Origin of the sequence: Pseudonocardia alni (genome assembly GCF_002813375.1) — a bacterium.
Lineage (GTDB): Bacteria > Actinomycetota > Actinomycetes > Mycobacteriales > Pseudonocardiaceae > Pseudonocardia > Pseudonocardia alni.
This window is the reverse complement of sequence record NZ_PHUJ01000003.1, coordinates 377,245-396,373: the sequence shown is the minus strand read 5'-3', so window position 1 is coordinate 396,373 and position 19,129 is coordinate 377,245. Positions and strand designations below refer to the sequence as shown.

At 74.3% G+C, this 19,129-nt stretch carries 18 protein-coding genes; 4 read left to right on the top strand and 14 right to left on the bottom strand.

Annotated features, from left to right (window positions below; genetic code table 11):
• Positions 1-13 precede the first annotated feature (13 nt).
• From ATL51_RS03055 to ATL51_RS03040, 4 genes are all read right to left on the bottom strand, one after another.
• Positions 14-883 (bottom strand): dioxygenase family protein, encoded by an 870-nt coding sequence (locus ATL51_RS03055; RefSeq protein WP_073574666.1) that lies wholly within the window; start codon positions 881-883, stop codon positions 14-16.
• On the bottom strand, positions 880-1,677 hold the full coding sequence (locus ATL51_RS03050) for a citryl-CoA lyase (RefSeq protein WP_100877597.1): 798 nt from the start codon (positions 1,675-1,677) through the stop codon (positions 880-882). The genes ATL51_RS03055 and ATL51_RS03050 overlap by 4 nt, the downstream gene beginning before the upstream one ends.
• Positions 1,674-2,825: a CaiB/BaiF CoA transferase family protein gene (locus tag ATL51_RS03045; RefSeq protein ID WP_100877596.1), complete on the bottom strand. Its 1,152-nt coding sequence runs from the start codon at positions 2,823-2,825 to the stop codon at positions 1,674-1,676. The genes ATL51_RS03050 and ATL51_RS03045 overlap by 4 nt, the downstream gene beginning before the upstream one ends.
• A 74-nt stretch (positions 2,826-2,899) precedes the next feature.
• Complete coding sequence (locus tag ATL51_RS03040) at positions 2,900-3,709, bottom strand: IclR family transcriptional regulator domain-containing protein (protein ID WP_073574663.1); 810 nt, start codon at positions 3,707-3,709, stop codon at positions 2,900-2,902.
• A 128-nt stretch (positions 3,710-3,837) separates the two neighbouring features.
• Between ATL51_RS03040 and ATL51_RS03035 the strand changes: the two genes are divergently transcribed.
• Complete coding sequence (locus ATL51_RS03035) at positions 3,838-5,259, top strand: amidohydrolase family protein (RefSeq protein ID WP_100877595.1); 1,422 nt, start codon at positions 3,838-3,840, stop codon at positions 5,257-5,259.
• Here the strand turns inward: ATL51_RS03035 and ATL51_RS03030 are convergent, their stop codons facing one another.
• Together ATL51_RS03030 and hisS are read right to left on the bottom strand one after the other, a co-directional pair.
• Positions 5,260-5,799 (bottom strand): class I SAM-dependent methyltransferase, encoded by a 540-nt coding sequence (locus tag ATL51_RS03030; RefSeq protein ID WP_100877594.1) that lies wholly within the window; start codon positions 5,797-5,799, stop codon positions 5,260-5,262. It lies immediately after the preceding gene.
• Positions 5,800-5,806: 7 nt separating this feature from the next.
• Positions 5,807-7,108: a histidine--tRNA ligase gene (gene hisS, locus ATL51_RS03025; protein WP_174565858.1), complete on the bottom strand. Its 1,302-nt coding sequence runs from the start codon at positions 7,106-7,108 to the stop codon at positions 5,807-5,809.
• Between the two features lie 137 nt (positions 7,109-7,245).
• Here hisS and ATL51_RS03020 point away from each other — a divergent pair, with 137 nt between their 5' ends.
• On the top strand, positions 7,246-8,097 hold the full coding sequence (locus ATL51_RS03020; protein WP_100877593.1) for a peptidylprolyl isomerase: 852 nt from the start codon (positions 7,246-7,248) through the stop codon (positions 8,095-8,097).
• 39 nt (positions 8,098-8,136) lie between these two features.
• On the opposite strand, the gene ATL51_RS03015 is transcribed toward ATL51_RS03020, so the two are convergent.
• The 8 genes from ATL51_RS03015 to ruvC all read right to left on the bottom strand — a co-directional run bounded on the left by ATL51_RS03015 (position 8,137) and on the right by ruvC (position 17,319).
• Positions 8,137-10,422 (bottom strand): RelA/SpoT family protein, encoded by a 2,286-nt coding sequence (locus tag ATL51_RS03015; RefSeq protein WP_073575273.1) that lies wholly within the window; start codon positions 10,420-10,422, stop codon positions 8,137-8,139.
• A gap of 121 nt (positions 10,423-10,543) precedes the next feature.
• Positions 10,544-11,119, bottom strand: coding sequence for an adenine phosphoribosyltransferase (locus tag ATL51_RS03010; protein ID WP_073574660.1), 576 nt, complete (start codon positions 11,117-11,119; stop codon positions 10,544-10,546).
• Complete coding sequence (gene secF / locus ATL51_RS03005) at positions 11,116-12,270, bottom strand: protein translocase subunit SecF (RefSeq protein ID WP_100877592.1); 1,155 nt, start codon at positions 12,268-12,270, stop codon at positions 11,116-11,118. The genes ATL51_RS03010 and secF overlap by 4 nt, the downstream gene beginning before the upstream one ends.
• Entirely contained in the window at positions 12,267-14,012 is a 1,746-nt protein-coding gene (secD, locus tag ATL51_RS03000; protein ID WP_100877591.1) for a protein translocase subunit SecD, read from the bottom strand. The genes secF and secD overlap by 4 nt, the downstream gene beginning before the upstream one ends.
• A gap of 152 nt (positions 14,013-14,164) precedes the next feature.
• A complete protein-coding gene (gene yajC, locus ATL51_RS02995) occupies positions 14,165-14,539 on the bottom strand; it encodes a preprotein translocase subunit YajC (protein WP_301548867.1) in 375 nt (124 codons plus the stop codon).
• Positions 14,540-14,890: 351 nt separating this feature from the next.
• On the bottom strand, positions 14,891-15,964 hold the full coding sequence (gene ruvB, locus ATL51_RS02990; protein WP_100877590.1) for a Holliday junction branch migration DNA helicase RuvB: 1,074 nt from the start codon (positions 15,962-15,964) through the stop codon (positions 14,891-14,893).
• The gene (ruvA, locus tag ATL51_RS02985; RefSeq protein WP_073574655.1) at positions 15,961-16,566 is read right to left on the bottom strand and encodes a Holliday junction branch migration protein RuvA; all 606 of its coding nucleotides are present in this window, start codon (positions 16,564-16,566) and stop codon (positions 15,961-15,963) included. The genes ruvB and ruvA overlap by 4 nt, the downstream gene beginning before the upstream one ends.
• Positions 16,567-16,668: 102 nt before the next feature.
• Positions 16,669-17,319, bottom strand: a complete 651-nt coding sequence (ruvC, locus tag ATL51_RS02980) for a crossover junction endodeoxyribonuclease RuvC (RefSeq protein ID WP_100880442.1) — start codon at positions 17,317-17,319, stop codon at positions 16,669-16,671.
• 132 nt (positions 17,320-17,451) lie between these two features.
• On the opposite strand from ruvC, the gene ATL51_RS02975 reads away from it, so the two are divergent.
• The gene (locus ATL51_RS02975) at positions 17,452-18,600 is read left to right on the top strand and encodes an alpha/beta hydrolase (protein WP_100877589.1); all 1,149 of its coding nucleotides are present in this window, start codon (positions 17,452-17,454) and stop codon (positions 18,598-18,600) included.
• A complete protein-coding gene (locus ATL51_RS02970; protein ID WP_301548866.1) occupies positions 18,600-19,100 on the top strand; it encodes a hypothetical protein in 501 nt (166 codons plus the stop codon). Before ATL51_RS02975 ends, ATL51_RS02970 begins: the two co-directional genes overlap by 1 nt.
• Positions 19,101-19,129: the final 29 nt, after the last annotated feature.

Sequence of the window (19,129 nt, the reverse complement as noted above, 5' to 3'; positions counted from 1 at the left end):
CCGGCCCGGCGACCTATCCGGCGGGCTGGAGCACGAAGTCGTAGCGGGCCTCGTACCAGGGCACCTCGCTGTGCCCGCCGTCCGGCGTGGGGCCGGGCTCGCGGCGGGTGAAGCCGACGACGAGTTCGCGCTTGACCCCGAACACGACGTCGGAGTCGAGGAACTCGGCGCCCTCCCGGAACAGGTGGGTGATCAGCGGCTCGTAGCCGGGCACGGCCAGCAGGAAGTGGATGTGGGCGGGCCGCATCGGGCTGATGTCGGTGCGCGAGACGAGGTCGCCGACGGGCCCGTCCATCGGGATGGCGTAGCCGAGCGGGGCGATGGTGCGCAGGCAGTAGCCGCCGTCGTCGCCGGTGGTGTACTTCGCGCGCAGCCGGGCCTCGTCGACGTCGAGCTGGGCCTCGTAGGTGCCGTCGGCGTCGGACTGCCAGACGTCGAGGACGGCTCCGGTCACCGGGGTGCCGTCGAGCGCGCGGACGCTGCCGTGCACGAACAGCGGGTCGCCGGGCAGCCCGTCGGACATGTCCTCGCCGGAGGCCTTCTCCGGGGAGCCGTCGATGTGGAACGGGCCCAGCACCGTCGCCGGGGTGGCGGCCGGGTCGAGCCGGTGGTTCTGCTGGACGACGAGCATGGACAGCCCGAGCACGTCGGAGGCGAGGATGAACTCCTCGCGCTTGTCGTCGGAGATCTGCCCGGTTGCGGTCAGCCAGCGCACCGCGGCCATCCACTCGTCCTCGGTGAGGTGGGTCTCGCGGGCGAAGTCGTGCAGGTGGCGCACCAGGGCGGTCATCAGCTCGGCGGTGCGCGGGTCGTGCGCGGTCGCCCAGCGCGCGACGGCGGCGTCGGTGATCGTGTCCTCGGTGACGGTGGTGGGCTGCGTCATCGCAGGTCTCCCTCGGGCTGGTACGGGTCGGGGTCGACGGACCGGTTGTGCAGGTCCACGGACAGGAAGATGTCGTTGGCGACGGGGTGGCGCAGCTCCTCGGCGAGCTGGCCGATCAGGCCCGCGGTGCGGGCGAGCAGGGCGAAGCCGCGCAGCAGCTCCAGCGGCAGGCCGAGGTCGGCCAGCGCGGCGCCGCAGACGCCGGCGCCGTTGAGCGGCAGCGTCCGTCCGAGCACCTGCGGGTGCACCCGGCCGATCGCGGCGAACAGCCTCAGGTGCGGGCCGGTCAGCCCCTCCTCGGCGGCGAGGGTGAACAGCCGCGGGGTGCGGGGGTCGCCGTCCTTGTGGACGTGGTGGCCGAGGCCCGGCACGAACCGCTTCGCCGCCCGCTGGGCGGTGACGATCTCCAGCGCGACGGCGTCCCAGCCGTCGTCGGTGGTCGGGCGCTCGACGGGCAGGTGGTCGTGCAGGAACCGGCCGCAGTCCTCGGTGACGCCGAGGAAGCGCGACCCGCCGCCGAGCAGCCCGGCGGCCAGCGCGCCCTGCACCGAGTCCGGCGCCGACAGGTGGGTGAGCCGGGTGACGATCGCGGTCGGGGTGAACCCGTGGTCGGCCAGCGCGGCGAGGACGGCCTCGAACACCCGGGTCTCACCGGGGGTGGGGCGACGCTGGGTGGCGAGCCAGAACGCGAGCTCGCCGAACCCGACCTTCCCCATGACGTCGTCGGCGAGGTCGTGGCCGAGCAGGGTGATGGCGTCCTTCGACGAGGCGCCCAGGGCGGTGGGGTAGGTCATGAGTCGAGCCATTTCCGCAGGTCGGCGCCGTGCTCGTCGAGCCGCGGCGGAGGGAGCCGGTAGACGGCCGGGGTGGCGGAGAACCGGACCGGGTGCCGGGTGGTGGGCACCGCGCGGTCCCCCTCCCCGACCGTGACGACGGGATCGAGCCCGAAGCGCTCGGCCATCGCGAACCCGCCGTCGATGGTCTGGATCGGCCCGGACGGCACGCCGGCGGCGGTGAGCAGCTCGAACCACTCGACGGCCCCCCGGGTCGCGAGCCGCTCCTCCAGCAGCGGGCGCAGCTCCTCCCGGTTGACCGTGCGGTCGGCGTTGCGGGCGAAGCGGGGGTCGTCGGCGAGGCCGGGCACCTCGAGCACGCCGCAGAGCTTGCGGAACTGGGCGTCGTTGCCGGCGGCGACGATGAGGTCGTCGTCGGCGGTGGGCATCGGCTCGTAGGGGAACACCGAGGGGTGGGCGTTGCCCATCCGGTAGGGCACCGTCCCGCCCGCGACCCAGGCGGAGCTGTGGTTGACCAGCCCGGTCAGCGCGGAGGACAGCAGGTTGACCTCGACGTGCTGGCCGGTGCCGGTGCGGTCGCGGTGGCGCAGCGCGGCGAGGACGCCGATCGCGGCGTGGTTGCCCGCCATCACGTCGAACACCGAGATCCCGGCCCGGTACGGCGGCCCGTCCGGGTCGCCGGTGAGGCTCATCAGCCCCGACATCGCCTGCACCATGAGGTCGTAGCCGGGGACGTGCGCGCCCGCACCGGAGCCGAACCCGGAGATCGAGGCGTAGACGACACCGGGGTTGTCGGCGGCGACGGAGGCGTGGTCCAGCCCGAAGCGGGCCATCCCGCCGGGCCGCAGGTTCTCGATGACGACGTCGGCGCGGCGGGCGAGCTCGCGGGCCGCGGCGAGGTCGCCGGGGTCGCGCAGGTCGAGCGCGATCGACCGCTTCCCCCGGTTGATGCCGAGGTAGTAGGTGGCCTCGCCGTCGCGCTCGGGCGGGGTCCAGGTGCGGGTGTCGTCGCCCGCCGGTCCCTCGACCTTGATGACGTCGGCGCCCATGTCCGCCAGCAGCATCGTCGCGTACGGCCCGGCCAGGATCCGGGAGAAGTCGGCGACGAGTACGCCGTCGAGCGGCCCGCCGGTTCCGGGTTCCGCCATCGGTGTCCCTCCGAAATGATCGCTGTGCGGACGAGTGTCCGCCAGACGATCGTGACCCCGGGCGCGGGCGGCGGTCAAGCCGTGGCCGACACCGTCACGTGCGGCGCGGAGGCGAGCCGGGCGAAGTCGGCGCTGATGTCGCCCGCGGCCTGCAGCAGCAGCGGCAGATGGTGTTCGAGCAGGGTCTCCAGCGAGGTCTCCGCGGCGTGGCAGTTGACGTTGACCCCGGCGACGACCCGGCCCTCGCCGTCGCGCAGCGGGGCGGCGACCGAGCGGATGCCCGGGGCGAGCTGCTCGTCGGTCAGCGCCCAGCCGCGGGCGCGGACCTCGCGCAGCTCGGCGTCGCGCTCGGCGGGCGCCGGGGCGTGCCGCGGGGTCAGCCCGGACCGCGACGGCTCGGCCAGCACCCGTTCCAGCTCCTCGGGGGCCAGCGCGGCGAGCTGCACCTTCCCCAGCGACGTCGACGCGGCCGGGAACCGCGTCCCGATCTGCACCGACAGCGCGACGATCTTGGGCACCGCGACCCGCGCGACGTAGACGATGTCGCTGCCGTCGAGCTGGGCGATCGAGCACGACTCGTGGGTCCGCGCGACGAGGCGCTCCAGGTGCGGCCGGGCCACGTCCCACAGCCCGGTCGACCGGACGTAGGCGACGCCCAGGTCCAGCACCCGCGGGGTGAGGGCGTAGCCGCGCTCGCCGGAGCGGACGTAGCCGAGCTCGGTGAGGGTGAGCAGCACCCGGCGCACGGTCGGGCGGGCGAGCCCGGTCGCGCCGGCCAGGTCGGCGAGGGTCATCTCCGCCCGTCCGGGCCGGAAGGCGGTGATCACCTCGAGACCGCGGGCGAGCGCCTCGATGAAGTCCGGGCCGGTCCCGTCGCGTGCCATGGGCCCACGGTAGCCGGACACCCCCGCGACCCGGCCGTTGACAGCACAAGAAGGGTGCGCGACAGTGACCGCCGTCCGTGCGATGTCCGCACAGCGGACGCCTGTCCGCAGAATCGAGGAGTGCGTCGATGAGCGTCGTCTTCCGCAACGGGACCGTCCTGACGGTGGACGCGGGCCGGACGGTCCTGTCCGGCCACGACGTCCTGGTGACCGGTGATCGGATCGCCGCGGTCGGGGTCGGTCTGGAGGTGCCCGAGGGCACCGAGGAGGTCGACGCGACCGGCGGGATCGTGATGCCGGGCATGGTCGACACCCACCGGCACATGTGGCAGACCTCGCTGCGCGGGTACGGCGCCGACTGGACGCTCACCCAGTACTTCGTCTGGAACTACCTGGAGTGGGGCAGGATCTTCCGCCCGGAGGACATCCACGCAGGGAACCTGCTCGCCGCGCTGGAGGCCCTCGACGCGGGCGTCACCACCACCGTCGACTGGTCGCACGGCCTGCAGACCCCGCAGCACGCCGACGCCGCCGTCGACGCCCTGGCCTCCACCGCGGGCCGGTTCGTGCTCGCCTACGGCAACATCCACGACGCCCCCGCGAACTGGACCGCCGACCCCGGGTTCCGCGAGTTCGTGTCGCGGCGCATCACCCCCGGCGACGACATGCTCGGCTTCCAGCTCGCCTTCGACGTCACCGGTGACCCCGCGTTCCCCGAGCGCCCCGCGTTCGAGGTGGCCCGCGAGCTCGGCGTCGGCGTCACGACGCACGCCGGGGTGTGGGGCGCGACCAACGACGACGGCGTCCGGCTCATGCACGAGCACGGCTTCGCCGGGCCGGACACCGTCTACGTGCACGCCGCGACCCTGTCCGCCGACTCCTACCACCGGATCGCCGCGACCGGCGGCTCGGTGTCGGTGTCCACCGAGAGCGAGCAGAGCGCCGGTCAGGGCTACCCGCCCACCTGGGCGCTGCGCGAGCACGGGATCCCGGTGTCGCTGTCGATGGACACCTCGATGTGGTGGAGCGCGGACCTGTTCTCGGCGATGCGCACCACACTGGGCGCCGACCGATCCCGCGAGCACCTGGAGGCACACGCGCGCGGGGACACCGTCACCCACTCGTCGCTGCGGGCCGAACAGGTCGTGGAGTGGGCGACCCGCGGCGGGGCCCGCGCGATCGGACGCGAGTCCGATCTCGGCTCGGTCGAGGTCGGCAAGAAGGCCGACCTGGTGCTCCTGCGCAACGACCACTCACCGGTGTCGTTCCCGCTGCTGAACCCGCACGGTCACGTCGCGTTCCAGGCCCAGCGCGGCGACGTGCACACCGTGCTCGTGGACGGGCGCGTGATGAAGCGCGACGGGCGCCTGGTCGACGTCGACCTCGCCGCCGCGCGGACCGCGGTCACCGCCACCGTCGAGCACCTGCGCGCCACGATGGGCGAGGCGGCCTGGCAGGCCGGGATGAACCCCGAGATCCCCGAGACCAAGGTCCTCGACAACCCCTACACCTACACCGACTACCGCAGCGCGGCCACGCACGGCGGCTGATCAGGCGGGGAGGCGGGCGACCAGGTGCGCCTCCCCGTTGCCCTCGCCGTGGGCGAGGACCTCGAGGCCGGCGAACGCGGCGGTCAGCTCACCGGGCACCGCCCGGAACGGGCCGCCCGCGTCGCCGACCTCGGACAGCACCGTGACCACCAGCAGCCCGCCCGGCGCGAGCGCGGCACGCAGCGCCGGGTAGAGCGCCGGGTCGCGGAACCGCTGGCAGACGACGACGTCGTAGCGGTCGTCGTCGCGGGGGAAGCCGGCGTCGAGGTCGGCCTCCACCCAGCGCACCCGTACGTCGTGGGCGGCGGCCAGCCCGGCGCCCGCGGCGAGCCCGGCCGGGGACACGTCGACGGCGACGACGTCGAGCCCCTGCATCGCCAGCCACACCGCGACCGCGCCGCGCCCGCAGGCCAGGTCCAGCGCCCGGCCCGAGGACGGGAGCAGGTCCGTGCGCCCGCGCAGCGCGTCCGGCGGGAGCGGCGACCCGGCCCCCGCGGCCGTGTGCCGGGCGTCCCAGCGTTCGCGGTCCGAGGCCGCCACCGCGGCCTCAGCCCGCCAGGGCGGTCACGACGGCGTCGGTGACCGCGTCCAGCGGGACGTCCTGCTGCTCGCCCGAGACGAGGTCCTTGAGCCCGACGGTGCCGTTCTCCAGGTCCCGGTCCCCCAGGACCAGCGCGAACCGTGCGCCGGACCGGTCGGCGGACTTCATCGCGCCCTTGAGCCCCCGGCCGCCGTAGGCCAGGTCGACCCGCAGGCCCCGGGCCCGCAGCTGCGCGGCGACCACGACCAGGCGGCGCTGCGCGGCGGCGCCGAGGGACACCCCGAACACCTCGACGCGGGCGTCCGACCAGGGCTGCACACCTTCGGCGCGGCAGGCGAGCAGCGTGCGGTCGACGCCGATGCCGAACCCGACGCCGGACAGCTCGGGGCCGCCGAGGGTCGCCATCAGGCCGTCGTAGCGGCCGCCACCACCGATGCCGGACTGCGCGCCGAGGCCGTCGTGGACGAACTCGAAGGTGGTCTTGGTGTAGTAGTCCAGGCCGCGGACCATGCGCGGGTTCGGTGTGTAGGCGACGCCGAGGTCGTCGAGGTGGGCGAGCACCCGGGCGTGGTGGTCGGCGGCGGCGTCGGACAGGTGGTCCATCAGCAGCGGCGCGTCGGCCATCGCGGCGCGGACCTCGGGGCGCTTGTCGTCGAGCACGCGCAGCGGGTTGATCTCCGCCCGGGCCCGGGTCGCCTCGTCGAGGTCGAGCCCGGCCAGGAACTCCTGCAGCCGCTCCCGGTAGGCCGGCCGGCACTCGGCGTCGCCGAGCGAGGTGATCTCCAGCCGGTAGCCGGTCAGGCCGAGGGCCTTGAAGCCCTCGTCGGCGATCGCGATGACCTCGGCGTCCAGGCCTGCGTCGTCCACCCCGATCGCCTCGACGCCGACCTGCTGGAGTTGCCGGTAGCGCCCGGCCTGGGGCCGCTCGTAGCGGAAGAAGGGGCCCGCGTAGCGGAGCTTGACCGGCAGGCCCTGCTTGTCGAGGTTGTGCTCGATCACCGAGCGGACCACACCGGCGGTGCCCTCGGGGCGCAGCGTCACCGAGCGGTCGCCGCGGTCGGCGAAGGTGTACATCTCCTTGGAGACGACGTCGGTGGACTCCCCCACCCCGCGGGCGTAGAGGCCGGTGTCCTCGAACACGGGCAGCTCGATGTGGCCGTACCCGGCGCGCTCGGCGGCGGCGGCGAGGGTGTCCCGCACGTGCACGAACCCGGCCGAGGACGGCGGGAGGTACTCGGGGATGCCCTTCGGCGCGGCGAACGGCTCGGGCCTGCGGGCCCGGCCCACCTGCGGCTCGGTGGCGGTCACGGTTGCTGCACGTCCTCTCCGGGGATCACGTCGGGGGTCCTCCCAGCCTAGAACCGGTGTCTCTCAGCTTTCTCCCCAGGTCGCCCCGATACCCTCACCGCGCGTACGAGTGATCAAGTCAGGGAGTTGGGCGGGACGTGGCGACGAACGAGCAGCGCCGGGAGGCGGCCAAGCGCAAGCTGGAGGCGCAGCAGGCCCACCGGACGCAGCGGCAGCAGCAGCGCAAGCGGAACACGACGATCGCGGCCGTCGTGACGGTGCTGGTCGTGGTGCTGGCCGCGGTCGGGGTGTACGCGCTGACCTCGGCCTGGGGCGGTCCCGACGATCCCGGGCAGAGCGCCGCGGCGCCGGCGCCCGCCGGGGACGGCCCGGACACCGCCGGTCGGCCGACGGTGCCGCTGCCCACGCGCCCGACGGCCCTGCCGGCGTCGGTGGACTGCACCTACCCGACGTCCCCCGAGCCCGCCTCGAAGCCGGTGAACCCGCCGGCGGCCGGCTCCACCCCGGCCCAGGGAACGGTCACGGCGGATCTGCAGACCAGCGCGGGCCCGATCGACCTGACGCTCGACCGCGGCCTGGCGCCGTGCACGGTCACGAGCTTCGAGAGCCTGGCGCGGCAGGGCTACTTCGACGGGACCTCCTGCCACCGGCTGACGACCAGCCCCGGCCTGCAGGTGCTCCAGTGCGGTGACCCGAGCGGCAGCGGGCGCGGCGGCCCCGGCTACTCGTTCGCCGACGAGGTGTTCCCCGGTCTCACCTACGGCCGCGGGCTGCTCGCGATGGCCAACGCCGGCCCGGACACCAACGGCAGCCAGTTCTTCATGATCTACGGCGACGCCCAGCTGCCGCCGAGCTACACCGTGTTCGGCTCCATCGGCTCCGAGGGCCTCGCGACGCTGGACAAGGTCGCCAAGGGCGGCGAGTCCGCCGGCTCCGGTGACGGCGCGCCGAGCATTCCGGTCGAGATCCAGCGCACCGCACTCGGCTGACCGGCTCCCCGGTCCGCCCCCGGGTGGGGCGGGCCGGGGTCAGGCCGCGCTGGTGACCCGGTAGACGTCGTAGACGCCCTCGATGTTGCGCACCGCCTGGAGCAGGTGCCCGAGGTGCTTCGGGTCGCCCATCTCGAAGGAGAACCGGGAGATCGCGACGCGGTCGCGGGAGGTGGTCGTCGTCGCCGAGAGGATGTTGACCTTCTCGTCGGCCAGGACCTTCGTGACGTCGGACAGCAGCCGGTGCCGGTCGAGCGCCTCGACCTGGATGGCGACCAGGAAGACCGACTCCGGCGACACCGACCAGGTCACGTCGACCAGCCGCTCCTCGCGCGCGGTGAGGTCCCCGGCGTTGGTGCAGTCGGTGCGGTGCACGCTGATCCCGCCGCCGCGGGTGACGAACCCGAGGATCTCGTCGCCCGGCACCGGGGTGCAGCAGCGGGCGAGCTTGATGTACAGGTCACCGAGGGCCTGCCCGTCCTCGCCGCTGACGACGACGCCGGCGTTGCCCGACGGACGCCGGTGGCGGACCGTCGACGGCGTCGCCCGCTCGGCGAGCTCCTCCTCGGCCTCCTCCTCGCCGCCGAACCACGCGACGAGGCGCTGCACGACGTGCTGGGCGCTGGCCTGGTGCTCGCCGACGGCGGCGTAGAGCGCGGAGACGTCGGAGTAGTGCATCTCCCGGGCGAGCGCGGACATCGCGTCGCCGGAGATGAGCCGCTGCAGCGGCATCCCGGTGCGGCGGGCCTCCCGGGTGATCGCCTCCTTGCCCTCCTCGACGGCCTCCTCGCGGCGCTCCTTGGCGAACCACTGCTTGATCTTGGCCTTGGCCCGCGGGGACTTCGCGATCTGCAGCCAGTCCCGCGACGGCCCGGCGTCCTCGGCCTTCGAGGTGAAGATCTCGACGACGTCGCCGGAGGACAGCTGCCGCTCCAGGGCGACGAGCTTGCCGTTGACCCGGGAGCCGATGCAGCGGTGCCCGACCTCGGTGTGCACGGCGTACGCCAGGTCGATCGGGGTGGAGCCGGTGGGCAGGGTGACGACGTCACCCTTCGGGGTGAAGACGAAGATCTCCCGCGCGGCGAGGTCGAAGCGCAGCGAGTCGAGGAACTCGCCGGGGTCGGCGGCCTCCCGCTGCCAGTCGAGCAGCTGGCGCATCCACGCCATCTCCTCGACCTCGACCTCCTTGTTGCCGCCGCCCTTGACCTCCTTGTACCGCCAGTGCGCGGCGATGCCGTACTCGGCGGTGCGGTGCATGGCGTGGGTGCGGATCTGCACCTCGAGGGGCTTGCCGTCCGGCCCGATCACCGTGGTGTGCAGCGACTGGTAGACGCCGAACCGGGGCTGGGCGATGTAGTCCTTGAACCGGCCGGGCATCGGCTGCCACAGCGCGTGCACCATGCCGATCGCGGCGTAGCAGTCGCGCACCTCGTCGACGAGCACCCGGACCCCGACGAGGTCGTGGATGTCGTCGAAGTCGCGGCCCTTGACGATCATCTTGCGGTAGATCGAGTAGTAGTGCTTCGGTCGGCCCTCGACCTTGGCCGGGATCCGCGCGGAGTCCAGCTGCGCGGACACCTCGTCGATGACCTGGCGCAGGTAGGTGTCGCGCGACGGCGCACGGTCGGCGACCAGCCGGACGATCTCCTGGTACTTCTTGGGCTGCAGGATCGCGAAGGACAGGTCCTCCAGCTCCAGCTTCACCGTGGCCATGCCGAGGCGGTGCGCGAGCGGGGCGAACACCTCGAGGGTCTCGTTGGCCTTCTTGACCTGCTTCTCCGGGCGCAGGAAGCGCATCGTGCGCATGTTGTGCAGCCGGTCGGACAGCTTGATGACCAGCACCCGCGGGTCCCGGGCCATCGCGACGACCATCTTGCGGATCGTCTCGGCCTCCGCGGCGGTGCCGAACTCGACCTTGTCGAGCTTGGTGACGCCGTCGACGAGGTGCGCGACCTCGTCGCCGAAGTCGGCGCGCAGCCGCTCCAGGGAGTAGTCGGTGTCCTCGACGGTGTCGTGCAGCAGGGCCGCGACCAGCGTCGTGGTGTCCATGCCCAGCTCGGCCAGGATCGTGGAGACGGCGAGCGGGTGGGTGATGTAGGGGTCCCCGGACTTGCGGGTCTGCCCGTCGTGCTTGTCCTCGGCGACGTCGTAGGCGCGCTGGAGCAGCACCAGGTCGGCCTTGGGGTGCAGCGAGCGGTGGACCGCGGCGAGCGGCTCCAGCACCGGGGTCACGATGGCGACGCGCTGCGGCGTCATCCGCCGGGCGATGCGGGCACGGACCCGGCGGGTCGCGGACGGGCGCGGCGGTTCGTCGTCGGGCGTCAGCGGGCGCGTGGCCGGATGGGCGCTGGTCCGGTCGACCTCGGTCACCGCACCTCCTGCTCGTGCTCGGTGGCGGGAAGGGTCCTGGGTCCGAGGATAGTCCGCGAATCGGGGCCCGTCGTGGTCAGGCGTTCAGCAGGGCGTCGATCCGCAGGTCACCCAGCTTCGCCCGGCCGTCCAGTGCGGCCAGCTCCAGCAGCGTGCCGAACCCGACGACCTCGGCTCCGGCGTCGGCCAGCAGGGCGCAGGCGGCCGCGGCGGTGCCGCCGGTGGCGAGCACGTCGTCGACCACGTAGACCCGCGTACCCGGCTCGACGACCCCGGCCGGCAGCTCCAGGGTGGCGCTGCCGTACTCCAGGTCGTAGCTGCGCGACGCGGCGACCGCGGGCAGCTTGCCCGCCTTGCGGACCGGCACGGTACCGACCCCGGCGACGAGCGCGACGGCGGCGCCGAGCAGGAACCCGCGCGCCTCCACCCCGATCACCAGGTCCGCCTCGCCCGCGTTGGCGGCCAGCTCGGTGGTGACGGTCGCGAAGGACTCCCCGTGCGCCAGCACCGGGGTGATGTCACGGAACAGCACCCCGGGCTGCGGGTAGTCGGGTACCGAGCGGACCAGCTCGGCGACCCGGAGCAGGTCGTCCGCGGAGTCCCCGGTGATTCCGGGCCCGACCCGGATGCCGTCGACCTGTGCCCCGCTCATCCGCGACGCCGTCCGGTCTTGCCGGTCGGGCGGGCGCCGGGACGGGGGGCGGCGGGTGCGGAGGAGCTCACGGCGGCGAGGGTATCGGTGGCCGGATCGTCCTCGGCGTCCGAGTCCGTCCCGCCCCGGCCGGCCGCGCGGGCACGACGCGCCTCGACCCGGGCGGCCTGGTCGCGGACCCGCTTGTCGCGCAGCTTGATGTCGACCAGGACCGGGGTCGCCAGCAGCAGCGACGAGACGACACCGATGATCATGCCGACCAGCTGCACCAGTGCCAGGTCGGCCAGGGTGCCGACACCGAGCAGACCGACACCGATCACGAGCAGGCCGAGCACCGGCAGGATCGCGATGAGCGAGGTGTTCATCGACCGCATCAGCGTCTGGTTCAGCGCGAGGTTCGCGGCCTCGGCGTAGGTGCGCCGGGTCAGCTTCAGCAGCCCGCGGGAGTTCTCCCGGACCTTGTCGAACACGACGACGGTGTCGTAGAGCGAGAACCCGAGGATGGTGAGCAGGCCGATCACGGTGGCCGGGGTGACCTCCAGCCCGATGATCGAGTACACCCCGGCGGTCACGACGATGTCGTTGACGAGCGCGATCAGCGCCGCGGCGGCCATCGCCCGCTCGAAGTAGAACGCCAGGAACAGCGTGACCAGGACGATGAACACCGCCAGCGCGATCAGCGCCTGCGTGGTGACCTCGCCGCCCCAGGTGCCCGAGACCTGCGAGTCGCTGATCGAGGCGGCACTGGGGGCGCCGTCCGCGCCGAGCGGCTGCAGCTGGGTGAACAGCGCCTCGCGCAGCGGCACGAGCTGCTCGGGGGTCAGCGGCTCGGACTGCAGCACGATCGACGCGGCGTCGCCGGACCCGACGGACTGGGTGACCTCGGGCGCGAAGCCGATCACGCCCTCGTAGACCCGGTCGACCTGCTGGGTGCTGATCGTGCCGTTCGCCCCGGTGGCGGGCAGCTGGATCTGGGAGCCGCCGGTGAAGTCGATGCCGAGGTTGAAGCCCCGGAACACCAGCGAGAGCAGGCACACGGCGATGAGCACGCCGAAGCCGATGTACCAGGTCCGGCGGCGGCCGATGATGTCGACGTTCGCGGTGCCGGTGGTGAGCCGGGTCCAGCCCGACAGCGACTCGGGGTTCGTCATGCGCCCGCTCCCTTCCCGGTGGTGGCCGCGCGCCTGCCGACGGCCGGCTTCGCACGGCGGTGCCGCGACCCGATCCGGTCGACCGCGCCGAGCCCGGACAGCCCGGGTCTGCCCAGCGACGTCGACCGGGAGATGAGCACGACCAGCGGGAACGTCACGAGGAACACGACGACGAGGTCGAGGACCGTGGACATGCCCAGGGTGAACGCGAAGCCGCGGACCTCGCCGACGGCCAGGATGTAGAGCACCGCGGCGGCGAGGAAGCTGACCGCGTCGGCGGTGAGGATCGTGCGCCGCGCCCGCTCCCAGGACCGCGGGACGGCCGAGCGGAAGGTGCGGCCCTCGCGCATCTCGTCCTTGAGCCGTTCGAAGAAGATCACGAACGAGTCGGCCGTGATGCCGATGGCGATGATGAACCCGGCGACGCCCGCCAGGTCCAGGGTGAACCCGATCCAGCGCCCGAGCAGGATCAGCACCGCGTAGACGACCAGGCCGGACAGGGCCAGCGACAGGATCGTCAGGATGCCGAGCAGACGGTAGTAGAACAGGCAGTAGGCGAACACCAGCACCAGGCCGACGGCGCCGGCGATGAGCCCGGCCTCCAGCGAGGCCAGCCCGAGGCTGGCCGAGACGGTCTGGGCGTTGCCGGAGTCGAACGACAGCGGCAACGAGCCGTAGCGCAGCACCTGGGCGAGCTGCTGGGCCCGGTCCTGGTTGAACTGCCCCGAGATCTGGGTCTGCCCGAAGATCGGCTGGTTGATCGACGGGGCCGAGACGACGTCGCCGTCGAGGACGAACGCGACGTTCTTGCCGACGTTCTCGGTCGTGTACCGGCCCCAGGTGTCGGCGCCCTGCGGCTTGAAGGTCAGCCCGACCACCCAGCCGACGCCCTGCTGGTTCTGCTGGGCCTGGGCGGAGGCGATCTCGGTGCCCTCGAGGAACGACGGGCCGAGCAGGTACTTGTTCTGCCCGTCCTCGCTGCAGGCGACCAGCGGCCGGGTCGGGTCGTCGTAGCCCTGCAGGGGGTCCGGTGCGCCGCAGTTCAGCGACAGCAGCGCCTGCAGCTGGGTGGCCTGGTCGGTGCTCTGCCGGGTCTCGCGGAGCTTCGTGACCTCGGCGGCGACGCGCGGGTCGTCCGGCGCGAGCCCGCCCGGGCTCGGCGTCGGGGACGGCGCGGGTGTCGGCGGCGGGTCCTGCAGCGGCGCGACCTGCGCGACCGGCGCGACGGGACGGCTCTGCTCGCCCATGCCCTGCGGCTGCGCCGGGGCGGGGCTCGCGGGGGCCTGGCTCGCGGGGGCCTGGCCGGACTGCGCGTCCTGGCCCGGCGCGGGCTGTTGCCCGGCGGCCTGGTTCGCGGGGACGGGGCCCTGCAGCACCTCGCGGAAGCGCAGCTGCGCGGTCTGGCCCAGGGAGCGGGCCTGCTCGCCGGCGTCGCCGGGGACGGTGATGACGATGTTGCTGCCGTCCAGCTGGACCTCGGCGCCGCTGACACCGAGCCCGTTGACGCGCTGCTCGATGATGTCCTGCGCCTGGATCAGCTGGTCACGCGGCGGTGGCTGCCCGTCGGTGGTGCGGGCGGTGAGCGTGACGCGGGTGCCACCCTGCAGGTCGATGCCCAGCTTCGGCGTGAGGTTGCCGCCCCCGGTGAGGAACACCAGTGCGTACAGCACCACGACGATGCCTGCGAAGGCCGTCAGGTAGCGCCAGGGGCGCACGTGCTGCTGCCCCGACGACGTTGCCACGTGATCGTTCTCCTGATCCGACTCGTGCGGCGGCCGCGGCCGGCCTCACGGTCGGTCGCCGTCCCACCGGGCCGGTGCGGCAGAGCCGCGGCCGGGCCCGGTCCGGACGCCGAGGCCGCCGGAACGGGCCGCCCGGCCCGTTCCCGACGTGCTCAGTGGATCGTCGGCTTGTTCTCCGACGCGTCCTTGTCGGCCGGCTCGGCGACGGTCTCCTCCGTCACCTCGTCGGTCGCGACCTTCTCCCGGATCGCCGCACGCAGCCAGGTGGTGACCACGCCGTCGGCGATCTCGAGGTCGATCGTGTCCTCGTACGAGGCGTCGACGATGGTGCCCCGCAGCCCGGACGTGGTGACGACGACGTCGCCGTCCTCCAGCGCCTGCTGCATCGCCTGCGTCTCCGCCATCTGCCTGCGCTGCTTGCGGCCGTTCAGGAACAACGGCACGAACAGCAGCAGGATGATGAGGAACGGCAGCAGGGAGAAGATGCTCGAGCCGCCACCGGCCTGCTGGGCGAGGATTGAAGTCATCGTGCGGGGTCTCCGTCTCGTCTCGTAATCGTGAGTGTGCCAGCCGGGACCGACACCGACGGCCGGCCCCCTCCCGGAGGCGGACCGCTCGTCGCAGTGCGACGGGCCGAACGGCGTCACCCGGGCCCGCCGGCTGCCCGACACGCCCCGGAACGAGCCGGACGCCCGGATCGTTCCGGGGCGCCCGCATCAGGACGCCCGCCGGGCACGCGGTGTCCGGAGGACTCCGCGCGGTGTGCGGACACCAGGGTGCCCGTGGTCCCGGCCGGGCGGTGCCCGATCCGTTCGGTCCGTCCGGATCCTCCCATGTGTGACGGCCCGCGCACTCCGGTGCCCCGACGGCACGCCGGGTCAGAACAGCGGGTCGACCCGGTGCCCGGCCGGTGCGTCCGCGGGCGGGGTCAGCCCGAGGTGGGTCCAGGCCAGCGGGGTCGCGACCCGCCCGCGCGGGGTGCGGGCGATCATCCCGGCCCGCACCAGGTAGGGCTCGCAGACCTCCTCGACGGTCCCCGGCTCCTCCCCCACGGCGACGGCGAGGGTCGAGACGCCGACCGGGCCGCCGTGGAAGGAGCGGACCAGCGCGCCGAGCACGGCGCGGTCGAGCCGGTCGAGGCCGAGCTCGTCGACGTCGTAGACGGCCAGCGCGTCGCGGGCGACCTCCCGGGTGACCACGCCGTCCGCGCGGACCTCGGCGTAGTCGCGGACCCGGCGCAGCAGCCGGTTCGCCACCCGCGGCGTGCCGCGGCAGCGCCCGGCGATCTCGGCCGCGCCGTCCGCGCGCAGGTCGATGCCGAGGATCCCGGCGGCCCGGCGGAGCACGCGCTCCAGCTCGGGGACGTCGTAGAACTCCATCTGCCCGGTGAACCCGAACCGGTCGCGCAGCGGACCGGTCAGCGCCCCGGCCCGCGTCGTGGCCCCGACCAGGGTGAACGGTGCGACGTCGAGCGGGATCGAGGTGGCACCCGGGCCCTTGCCGACCACCACGTCGACCCGGAAGTCCTCCATGGCGAGATAGAGCATCTCCTCGGCGGGGCGGGCGGTGCGGTGGATCTCGTCGATGAACAGCACGTCGCCGGGCACGAGGTTGGACAGCATCGCGGCGAGGTCCCCCGCCCGCTCCAGCGCGGGGCCCGACGTCAGCCGGATCGCGGCGCCCATCTCCTGGGCGATGATCATGGCGAGGCTGGTCTTGCCGAGGCCGGGCGGGCCGGACAGCAGGATGTGGTCCGGCGGGTCGCCGCGGCGCCGCGCGCCCTCCAGCACCAGCTGCAGCTGCTCGCGGACCCGTGGCTGCCCGACGAACTCCTCCAGCGACCGCGGTCGCAGCGACGCCTCGACGTCGGTGTCCCCCGGCTGGACCCCGGCGTCGACGGCGCGCTCGTCGAGATGCCCGTCGACCCCGGCGTAGGGATCGGGGTCGGTCACCGCGACCTGCCGAGGCTCGACAGCGCGGTGCGCAGCAGGTCCCGGGCGTCGGTGTCGGGGGCGTGGGCCAGCACCGCGTCCACGGCCTGCTCGGCCGGGCGCTGGGTGAAGCCGAGCCCGAGCAGCGCCTCGACGACCTGCTCGCGCACCCCGAGCACCGGGGCCGGCGCGGCCGCGACCGCACCCGCGGGCACCGCGACGGGCGCGGTCACCTTGTCGCGCAGTTCCACGACCAGGCGCTCGGCGCTCTTGCGCCCGACGCCGGGGATGCGGGTGAGCACGGCGAGGTCGCCGTCGGCGAGTGCGCGGCGCAGCGTGTCCGGCTCCAGCACCGCGATCGTGGCGAGCGCGAGCCGCGTCCCGATCCCGGACACCGTCTGCAGCAGCAGGAACAGCTCGCGTTCCTCGGCGTCGGCGAACCCGTAGAGGGTCAGGGAGTCCTCGCGCACCACCAGCGTGGTCGGCAGCCGGGCCTCCTCGCCGCGACGCAGCCCGCCCAGCGTGGCGGGCGTGGCGTACACCGCGAGCCCGACCCCGCCGACCTCGACGACGGCGTGGTCCAGCCCGATCCCCAGCACCGGACCGCGCACCGAGTGGATCACTGACAGGTCCCCCTCCCACGAACGACCGTTCGAGGCACCGACGCTACCGGGCCGCACCGACGGAACCGCACGCGACACCACGCCACCACCGGGCGAGACGGGTCAGCGTGCGCCCCACCCGCCGGCGGACCGGGCGTCGGCGGCCGCGCGGGCCGCGGCCCACTGCTGGGCGGCACTGGGCCGGGCGCCTCCCCGCTCCCGCTGCGCCTCGGCGAGCCGGGCCCGGTGCACCGCGGCCAGCTCCTCGGCGCGGGCCTGCGCCTGCGCCATCCGGTCGATCATCGGGGAGCGCCAGCAGTGGCAGATGGCCAGCGCGAGCGCGTCGGCGGCGTCGGCCGGCTTCGGGGGTGTGTCCAGGCCGAGCAGCCGGGTGACCATCGCGGTGACCTGCGCCTTGCCCGCGCGGCCCTCCCCGGTGACGGCGGCCTTGACCTCGCTGGGGGTGTGGAAGGCGACCGGCAGCCCGGCCCGTGCGGCGACGAGCGCGACGACCCCGCTGACCTGCGCGGTGCCCATCACGGTGCGGACGTTGTTCTGGCTGAACACCCGCTCGACGGCGATCACGTCGGGGCGGTGCCGGGCCACCCAGCGCTCCACCTCGTCGGCGACGGTGAGCAACCGTCGTTCCAGCGGCAGGCCCGGCTCGCTGCGGGCGACGCCGACGTCGACGAACCCGACGGCCCGGCCCGCACCGGCCTCGACGACGCCGATCCCGCACCGCGTCAGTCCGGGGTCGACCCCGAGCACCCGCACCGCGTCCCCCTCGCCTCGGATCCGCACGGCCGTTCGAGAACCGTACCGGTGGAGGCGGTCCCGCCCGGTGCGGGCACGCCGGACCGGCGGGTCCGGGCCGGGCCGGGCGGACCGGGATGACAGGGTGCGCGGGTGACGTCGTTCCTCCGGATCCTCGCGTGGGTGTGGGCCGCGCTGCTGCTGGTCGTGCTGGTGGGGACCTTCCGCCCCGAGACCCCGGGGATCGGGCTCGCGGGGTCGTTCCTGTCCGGCGCGTACCCGCTGCACGTGGCCCTGGCCGGGGTGCTGGGGATCCTGTTCGGGCTGGCGGCGCGGGCCGCGGGTGCCCGGTTCACCGGAGTCGCGACGGCGGTGCTCGCACTGGCCGCGGTCGTCGGGTCGGTCACGGTGCTGGCCGCACAGGGCCGTGCGGCGTCCGAGCAGGGCGTCCCGCTGGACTGGACGGCGACGCTGACCGAGCTGGGCCAGCCCGACGGGCGGCCGGACCGGTCGGTGGAGTTCGCCCCCGGCCGCACGCTGGACCTCTACCTGCCGACCGGCGCGGGTCCGCACCCGACGATGGTGTGGGTGCACGGCGGGTCGTGGACGAGCGGGGACCGCCGCGACCGCACCGCGCTGAACCGGTGGCTCGCCGAGCGCGGCTGGGCGGTCGCGGCGGTGGACTACCGGCTGCCGCCGCCCGAGCCCGTCGGCCGCGACCAGCAGCGCGACGTCGCGTGCGCCGTCGACTGGGTCCGCGCGCACGCGGGCGAGGCGGGTCTGGATCCCGCGCGGCTGGTGCTGGCCGGGCAGTCCGCGGGCGCGACCCTGGCGCTGTCGACCACGTCCGGGCTGCTCGACGGGACGCTGGCGTGCTCCGAGGCACCGGCCGCGTACGGCGGCACCGGCCCGGCCGGCGCCCCGCCGCCGACGCCCGGCCCGCCGCCGGTCGGCGTGGTCGGCTACTACCCGCCCGTCGACCTGACGCTGGTCGACCCGGACCTGCAGAGCACCCTGTTCGGCGGGACCGCCGAACAGGCACCGGGCCTGCTGCGGCTGCTCTCCCCCGCCGAGCAGGTCCGCCCGGGGCTCCCGCCGACCCTGCTGCTGCTCGGGTCCGCGGACCACTACGTCCTGCCCGACCGGGTCGCCGCCTACGACCGGGAGCTCCGCTCCGCGGGGGTCGACGGCAGGCTGGTCACCGTCCCCTACGCCGACCACGTCTTCGACCGGCCCTTCGGCAGCCCGGGCGCGCAGCTGACCCGGGAGGCCGTGATCCGGTTCCTGACCGGGCTGAACTGATGCGGGTCGAGGTCACCGCCCTGCTGGCCGCGTCCCGGCACGCCTACGAGGGCAGGCCCGCGGACGGGCCCCGGCCCGACCCGGAGCCGCCGCTGCGCCACGCGGTCCGGGTCCGTGCCGGCCACGGGATCGTCGGCGACCGCTACGCCGGCCGCCCGGCCCACGCCCGCGCCGCGGTCACCCTGCTGGCCGCGGAGTCGCTGGACCACCTGCGCGCGGTGCTCGGCGACGCCGTCGACGCGACCCCGGCGGCGATGCGGCGCAACGTCGTCCTGCGCGGCGCCCCGGTCGACGCGCTCGCCGCGGCGGCACCGGCGCGCTGTTCGCCCTGGACTCCGGCGACGGGCCGGTCCGCTTCCGCGCGCACCGCGCCGCCGCACCGTGCCGCTGGATGGACACCGAGATCGGCGACGGCGCGTGGGCGGCGCTGCGCGGCCGGGGCGGTGTCCGCTGCGAGCCCCTCGACGACGGCGTGCTCCGCCTCGGGTCGGCCGAGCTGACGATCCTGGAACCGGCGGCAGCCGTACCG

Excerpts from the sequence above, each read along its gene's own strand:
- ATL51_RS03010 (WP_073574660.1), bottom strand. The coding sequence starts at position 11,119 with ATGAGCGGGGCACAGGTCGACGGCATCCGGGTCGGGCCCGGAATCACC.
- ATL51_RS03055 (WP_073574666.1), bottom strand. The coding sequence starts at position 883 with ATGACGCAGCCCACCACCGTCACCGAGGACACGATCACCGACGCCGCC.
- ATL51_RS03050 (WP_100877597.1), bottom strand. The coding sequence starts at position 1,677 with ATGACCTACCCCACCGCCCTGGGCGCCTCGTCGAAGGACGCCATCACC.
- yajC (WP_301548867.1), bottom strand. The coding sequence starts at position 14,539 with ATGACTTCAATCCTCGCCCAGCAGGCCGGTGGCGGCTCGAGCATCTTC.
- ATL51_RS03040 (WP_073574663.1), bottom strand. The coding sequence starts at position 3,709 with ATGGCACGCGACGGGACCGGCCCGGACTTCATCGAGGCGCTCGCCCGC.
- ATL51_RS03045 (WP_100877596.1), bottom strand. The coding sequence starts at position 2,825 with ATGGCGGAACCCGGAACCGGCGGGCCGCTCGACGGCGTACTCGTCGCC.
- ATL51_RS03035 (WP_100877595.1), top strand. The coding sequence starts at position 3,838 with ATGAGCGTCGTCTTCCGCAACGGGACCGTCCTGACGGTGGACGCGGGC.
- ATL51_RS02970 (WP_301548866.1), top strand. The coding sequence starts at position 18,600 with ATGCGGGTCGAGGTCACCGCCCTGCTGGCCGCGTCCCGGCACGCCTAC.
- secF (WP_100877592.1), bottom strand. The coding sequence starts at position 12,270 with ATGACGAACCCCGAGTCGCTGTCGGGCTGGACCCGGCTCACCACCGGC.